Origin of the sequence: Agriterribacter sp., from assembly GCF_035444585.1 — a bacterium.
GTDB lineage: Bacteria > Bacteroidota > Bacteroidia > Chitinophagales > Chitinophagaceae > Agriterribacter.
The window spans coordinates 1-6,826 of record NZ_DAOMOZ010000239.1; the positions used below are offsets into that span (position 1 = coordinate 1).

The following is a 6,826-nucleotide window of genomic DNA, read 5'->3' on the forward strand; positions in this document are numbered from 1 at the left end:
AATTTGGATACGACACATGGGAAAAGGACGCCTGGAAAAATGTAGGAGGCGCTAATACCTGGTCGGGTTTGAGTTTGGATGAAAAACGCGGGATGGTTTTCTTTGGAACAGGCTCCTGTGCTCCTGACTTTTTTGGCGGTGATCGTAAAGGCCAGAACTTATTTGCCAATTCGGTAATAGCCCTCAAAGCAGCGAGCGGTGAAAGGGTCTGGCACTACCAGGTGGTTCATCATGACTTGCTGGATTATGATCTTCCTGCTCCCCCGGTGCTGATAACAGTGAATCATGATGGAAAAAAGATAGATGCGGTAGCACAGATAACCAAAACCGGTAACGTATTTGTTTTTGATCGCGATACCGGGAAGCCTCTGTTTGATGTAGAGGAGCGAAAAGTACCGGTATCTGATATTGAGGGCGAGGAGAGCTGGTCTACGCAGCCATTCCCCTTGAAGCCGGCTCCTTTTGTCCGGCAACAATACACGGAAAATGATATCCCGGATATTTCAGCCGAAGCCAGGGCTTACGTGATCGAACGCCTGAAGCATATCAGGAATGAAGGCATTTTTACGCCTTCCAGCGAGCGGGGAACATTGGTATTTCCCGGTTTCAGGGGTGGCGCGGAATGGAATGGAGGCTCATTCGATCCTGCAACGGGCACCCTGTATGTTAACGCAAATGAAATCCCTAATATCACTGCGTTAAAAAAAGTAGAAGCAGATGAAGGGAATGAATTGGGCGCCAGCCTTTATCGCCTGCACTGTGCAACCTGTCATGGCTTCGACAGGAAAGGTCAGGATCCTTTTCCCTCCCTGTTGTATGTAGGGAGAAAAATGACCGCTTCAGATGTATTGGATCGGATAAAAAACGGGAAAGGCCAGATGCCTGCCTTCCCCCATCTTTCTAAAGAACAAACGGATGCAATAGTGGGCCACCTGTTTAAAGAACAAAGCGGTAAGATCATGGAGGCGGAGGAAAAACAACCGGACGTGCGGGGCAGGGCATTCCGTTATGCCCATTCAGGACATGGACAATTCCTCGACCGGGAAGGTTATCCGGCTGTAAAACCGCCATGGGGCACGCTTAGTGCGATCAATCTGAATACGGGAGATATATCCTGGCAAATACCCCTTGGTGAATATGAGGAGCTCACAAAAAAGGGGATCCCGCCTACCGGTACTCAAAACTTCGGAGGCACCATTGTAACAGCCGGCGGTCTCCTATTCGTGGGAGCAACCAGGGATGAGAAATTTCGTGCTATAAACAAAAATACAGGTGAAATATTATGGGAAACCAAATTACCTGCCGGCGGGTACGCTACGCCCAGTACATACGAGGTTAACGGCAGGCAATATGTGGTGATTGCAGCAGGCGGGGGAGGGAAGAACAATACAAAAAAGGGGGATAGTTATGTTGCCTTTGCCCTCCCGGATTAGCAGGCAGAGCTACATGAAAGCAGTGAATAGCCAGGCCTTTTTATTGCTGGCATTGCATCCGGTTTTAGGTTTAAAAGGAAATAACATGCATCGGAGCATCGTCATTAAAAATCACATAGATATGAACATCAGATTGATCAGGCTCATTTTGTTTGCCGTTATATTTTGTATGCCTTTTCTTTTGCCGGCACAGGGTCGAAATATTAAAGGGAACGGTAGCAGTCAGCTTGTTAATATCATTAATCGTGAAGCTGAACAGAAGGTTGATGTTATGATAGACGGTAAGCTGTTTACATCTTATTGTTATCACGACAGCTTAGTGAAGCAGGTGCTCTATCCTGTTTTAACTTCGTCAGGAACGGCTGTAACGCGGGGATGGCCCATAAGCCCGAGACCGGGTGAACGCCGCGATCACCCGCACCACATTGGTATGTGGCTGAATTACGGAAATGTAAACACCTATGATTTCTGGAATAACTCCCATGCCGTTCCTGAGAGTAAGAAAAAGGTTCATAATGGATATATTAAGCATATGAAGATCAGGAAAATTTCCTCGGGTAAGAACGAAGGTGTTCTGAAAACAGAGGAAAGCTGGCTGTCGCCTTTTGGGAATAAGCTTTTAAACGAAAGAACGGAATATCACTTCATTGCAGATGGATCTGTTCGGATCATTGACAGGATCACCACCTTAACCGCCGACACCAGCGTGGTGGTATTTAATGATACGGAAGAGGGGATGTTTGCGATCCGTGTGGCCAGGCAATTGGAATTACCTTCTAAAGAAGAAAAGGACAACCCGGTTGAAGGAGGCCCTGCCGGTAACTACAGAAGTAGCGAAGGTGTTGCAGGAAGCGATGTGTGGAGCACACGTGCGAAGTGGATGGACCTGTTCGGTCATATTGGATCAGAGAAGATCTCGTTGGTTATTTGCGATCATCCGGAAAATATAACGTATCCAACCTACTGGCATGCGCGTGGCTATGGGCTGTTTTCTGCCAATCCGCTTGGAGTGAAAGATTTTACTGATGGCAAACAATCCTTAAACTACTCAATGACGAAAGGAGGATCTTTAACGTTCAGGTACCGGATCATTATCAGCTCGGGTAATTATTTAACAGATGCTGAGATCAACAATTATGTAGCAGGGTTTGAAAAAAAGTATTGATCTTATTATGCTGCAATTTTAACGCTGGAGCATTTCACAGGTGGATAAAGATCAGATCATTGTAAACGCTTTCATTGTGCTTTCCTTCATGATCCAGATTAACTTCATTAGATTTGAATTTCCCAATATCTGTCATTGTATCATTGCAGGAATATGATTGTATCAGCGTTTTAGCCACATCGTTTAATTGGGGCAGACTTTGTTCGTGTAACACCACATAATTTTTATTTATCAAAACAAAATAATCAATGAATTATGGATAATGGCAAAACGGAATTGAAAAACAGGCAGACAACCCGCCGCGACTTTATTAAAACAGCCGGTGTTGCAGGTGCGGGGCTGTTAGCGGCGCCGTTTATTGCATCCGGCTCGTGGAAGGAGACGTCTCCCGGCGATACGATCAACCACGCGATCATTGGCACGGGTAGGCAAGGTGTCGACTTTCATTGTAAAGGTTTTGCTAAAGCAAAAGGTTGTAAAGTGGTGGCAGTTTGTGATGTAGACCCGCAACACCTCGGCGCGGCTGCCAGGGAGCTGCCAAACGGGGGACAGGTGAAAAGGTATTCAGACTTTCGTAAGCTGCTTGAAGATAAGTCTATTGACTCCGTAAGTATTGCAACACCCGACCAGTGGCATACACCGATGGCGTTATGGGCGCTTATGGCCGGAAAGCATGTATATATAGAAAAACCCTGCAGCCACACGGTGGAAGAAGCCGAACTTTTAATTAAAGCGGCTGCACGGTACAACAAATGTGTTCAGCACGGAACACAGCGCAGGAGCGAAGGAGACCACATCGAAGCCATAAAGCAATTGAACAGCGGCATCATCGGAAAAGTTCATACGGTTAAGGCCATTAACCATCAGCTTCGTGAACCCATCGGGCGTGCTGTTGCGGAGCAGCCTCCCCGGGGTGTTAATTATGATATGTGGCTTGGCCCATCCCCGGTGGTACCGTTTACCAAAAACCGCTGGCATTATAACTGGCATTGGTTCTGGGATTATGGTGGAGGCGACACTGTAAATGATGGCGTTCATCAGATAGATATTGCGGTTTGGGCTTTGGGGAATCGCTATCCCAAAAGAATGATCGTTTCAGGGGGACAATTCTTTTATAATGATGACCACGAAACGCCGGATACACAAACCGCGATCCTTCAATATGATGACAGCCAGATCATCTATGAAATGCGGTTGTGGACCCCTTATAACCTGGAAGGCCATGATAACGGAAATGTAGCATACGGAACTGATGGTAAAATGGATTTCGGCCGCGCCGGCGTTATTGTTACGAAAGGAAAAGAACAGATCAAAATTGAATCGCCGGAACCGGTTGAAAGCATTATTCCGAATTACCTTGCTGCCGTGCGGGAAAATAACCCTTCCAGGCTGCTTTCCCCGGTTAAAACAGGAAGGGTGTCATCAGATCTTTGCAATTTAATGAATATTGCCAACCGGCTGAACGCCCCCTCCATCGAATATGATCCGGTAAAGCGCGCGGTGATATGTCCCGGCTATCAGCAGCAGGCAACAGCATTACTGGGCAGGGAATACAGGAAGGGATATGAGCTGCCTTATAAATAGCACATTTTTGCTTAATGCAACCTTAAACCTGAAACGATAACTTGCAAATGATATAATATGAAAATAGGATCTGACCGTTTTAAAAGCTGGACGGCTTGCCTGGTTATGGCAGTTGTACTGGTGGGCTGTTCCGGTAATCAGAATACAAAAGAGGAGCTTCCTGTAGTGGAGTTCCAGCAGGAGCCGGGCAAACTGTTTATCCTGATAGATAAAAAACCGTTTGCTACCTATGTTTATGAGGACTCTGTGATCACCCGGCCCTACTTCGAAAATGTAATGACGCCCTGCGGTGCTCAGGCAACCAGGAATCATCCGGTGCTTGCCGGCGATCCTAAAGATCACAGCTCGTGGCATCCGGGTATCTGGCTGAGCTACGCAGATTTGAATGGAATTGATTATTGGCGGCTGAAAGGGAAAGTGGAGCATGAGCTGTTTGCAGAGCAGCCAAAAGGCGGGCCCGGGAAGGGCACGTTTACGGTACGCAATTATTACATGAGCGCCGATGGTAAAGACCGGATGGTCGCAGAACTGGTCAAATACTCGATCATAACGGGACCATCCGGATATTTGTTGACGTCGAACAGTACCTACTCTTCAGACAGCAGTGACTTCACCTTCGGAGACCAGGAAGAAATGGGACTGGGCATCCGGGTGAACACCAGGATCACCGTCCAGTACGGAGATGGGCACATTACCAATGCTGAAGGGCAGAAGGATGAAGATGGTACCTGGGGAAAAGCATCTGAATGGATTGATTATAGTGGTGAAGTTGATGATCATTATATAGGAATGGCCATTATGCAGGATCCTGCTAATTTCCGCCCTGCCTGGTTTCACTCGCGCAACTATGGTTATATCGCCGCTAACCCTTTTGGCAGGGAAGCGATGAAACAGGGAGAAAAAAGCGTTGTCACTGTAAAGAAAGGCGACCGGTTCTCCATTGGATTTGGAGTGCTGGTTTATTGTACTCCCCAAGGTGAACAGGTTGATATCAATGAGGCATATCAGAATTATCTGAATGTTCTGAAGGAATAGATCCCCGACAACCATACGTCTGCTCGCTCTATTATCCGTGAACGGATGCTACACGGGTATCAGCTACCGCTTTGCCCTTTTTATTAACCAATAATGATTCACGATTTATGATCCAGGACTTGCTACAGGTATACCAGCCACGGAAATTGAATTTTGGCGGCGGATGTTTGAAAAACCTGCCCAATGATCTTCAGGCCTTTCAGCTAAAACGGGTGCTGCTTGTTACCCTGCCGGCAGTGCTCCCCCGGCTTCAGGACCTGATAGGCGGGTTGAAAAAGGGAGGGATCGAAGTAGCCGTAGATGTTTCTATCCGGAAGGAGCCTACCTGTAACGACTTTAGAAAACTACTGGATATCGCGAAGGGTATTCAACCGGATTGTGTGCTTGGCATTGGCGGTGGCAGCGTTATGGATGTGGCCAAGCTTGTGGCGGCACAAATAAAAAATACCCAGTCCCTGGCTGATATCATGGGTATCAATCGCCTCAAAGAACGCAGCATATTATTGATTTGTTCGCCCACCACTTCGGGTACGGGAAGTGAGGTGTCGCCCAATGCGATCCTCCTTGACGAAAGCGACGATCAGAAAAAAGGTATTATCAGCCCATTCCTGGTGCCGGATATGGTATATGCAGACCCTCTGCTTACAGTTTCGTTACCTGCAGCAATGACAGCAGCTACAGGTGTTGATGCGCTTACGCATTGTATAGAAGCTTACGCCAACCGCTTTGCCCATCCGCTGGTAGATGTATATGCGCTGGAAGGTATTCGTTTGATCAGCGCGAACCTTGTAAAATGCTGCCGGAACGGAAATGATCTTGAAGCACGTGCTGCCGTTTCTTTAGGAAGTCTTTTTGGCGGTATTTGCCTGGGGCCGGTCAATACCGCTGCAGTACATGCTCTTGCTTACCCGTTGGGCAGCCGTTTTCATATAGCCCATGGACTTTCCAATGCTTTGCTGCTCCCGCATGTGCTGCAATTCAACCTTCCTGCGGCGCCCGAACGGTATGCTGCTATTGCAACGGCAATGGGTTGTTCTTCAAGTGGTGGCCCGGAGCTCCTGGCCGAAGCGGGTATTCAGCATATCATTAAAATGATGAAGGACTGTAATATGCCTTTAAGGCTTTCGGAATTAAATATACCTGCAGACAGTATAGCGGGTATGGCCGAAGATGCGATGAGAGTAACCCGGTTATTGAAAAATAACGTGCGGGAGCTCCAGTATTCAGACGCCGTTAAAATTTATCAATCAGCTTATTAATACAAAACGTGAAACAATACAATGGTGTTTTGGTACCCCTGGTCACCCCCTTTAATGAAAAGGGAAAAATAGACAGGCATCATTTGGAGAAAATGATCGAAGGGATCTTAGTACACAACTGTCATCCTTTTGTGATGGGCACAACGGGCGAAGGATTATCTATGGCAGAGCGCGATCGGAAAGCGGTTATATCGGTGCTTACCGGATTTAACCGCAGTGGCGTAACACTGTATGCGTCGGTTTCCGGCACATGCCATAAGGCTATGATCGAAAGAGCGAAGCGATATGCCGATGAAGGGATACATGTAATGGTAGCGCATTTGCCGCCTCATTATACACTTTCTTCTTCC

Annotated in this window: 7 protein-coding genes; 6 read left to right on the forward strand and 1 reads right to left on the reverse strand. The window is 47.2% G+C overall.

All coding sequences use genetic code 11. From position 1 onward, the window contains the following. Positions 1-1,433, forward strand: a 1,433-nt coding sequence (locus PLH26_RS18730) for a c-type cytochrome (protein ID WP_324587555.1), incomplete at its 5' end; no start/stop codon positions are given. Positions 1,434-1,554: 121 nt separating this feature from the next. Then, positions 1,555-2,598: a DUF6807 domain-containing protein gene (locus tag PLH26_RS18735; protein WP_324587556.1), complete on the forward strand. Its 1,044-nt coding sequence runs from the start codon at positions 1,555-1,557 to the stop codon at positions 2,596-2,598. Between the two features lie 34 nt (positions 2,599-2,632). Here the strand turns inward: PLH26_RS18735 and PLH26_RS18740 are convergent, their stop codons facing one another. Next, positions 2,633-2,812 carry a hypothetical protein gene (locus tag PLH26_RS18740; protein ID WP_324587557.1) on the reverse strand — a complete coding sequence of 60 codons (180 nt, stop codon included), beginning with the start codon at positions 2,810-2,812 and terminating at the stop codon, positions 2,633-2,635. A 41-nt stretch (positions 2,813-2,853) separates the two neighbouring features. Here PLH26_RS18740 and PLH26_RS18745 point away from each other — a divergent pair, with 41 nt between their 5' ends. The 4 genes from PLH26_RS18745 to PLH26_RS18760 all read left to right on the forward strand — a co-directional run. Beyond that, positions 2,854-4,182 carry a Gfo/Idh/MocA family oxidoreductase gene (locus PLH26_RS18745; protein WP_324587558.1) on the forward strand — a complete coding sequence of 443 codons (1,329 nt, stop codon included), beginning with the start codon at positions 2,854-2,856 and terminating at the stop codon, positions 4,180-4,182. A gap of 57 nt (positions 4,183-4,239) precedes the next feature. After that, positions 4,240-5,217, forward strand: coding sequence for a DUF6807 family protein (locus PLH26_RS18750; RefSeq protein WP_324587559.1), 978 nt, complete (start codon positions 4,240-4,242; stop codon positions 5,215-5,217). A gap of 107 nt (positions 5,218-5,324) precedes the next feature. Further along, positions 5,325-6,476, forward strand: coding sequence for an iron-containing alcohol dehydrogenase (locus tag PLH26_RS18755; RefSeq protein ID WP_324587560.1), 1,152 nt, complete (start codon positions 5,325-5,327; stop codon positions 6,474-6,476). Between the two features lie 8 nt (positions 6,477-6,484). Beyond that, a partial coding sequence (locus PLH26_RS18760; protein WP_324587561.1) for a dihydrodipicolinate synthase family protein occupies positions 6,485-6,826 on the forward strand: 342 nt, incomplete at its 3' end.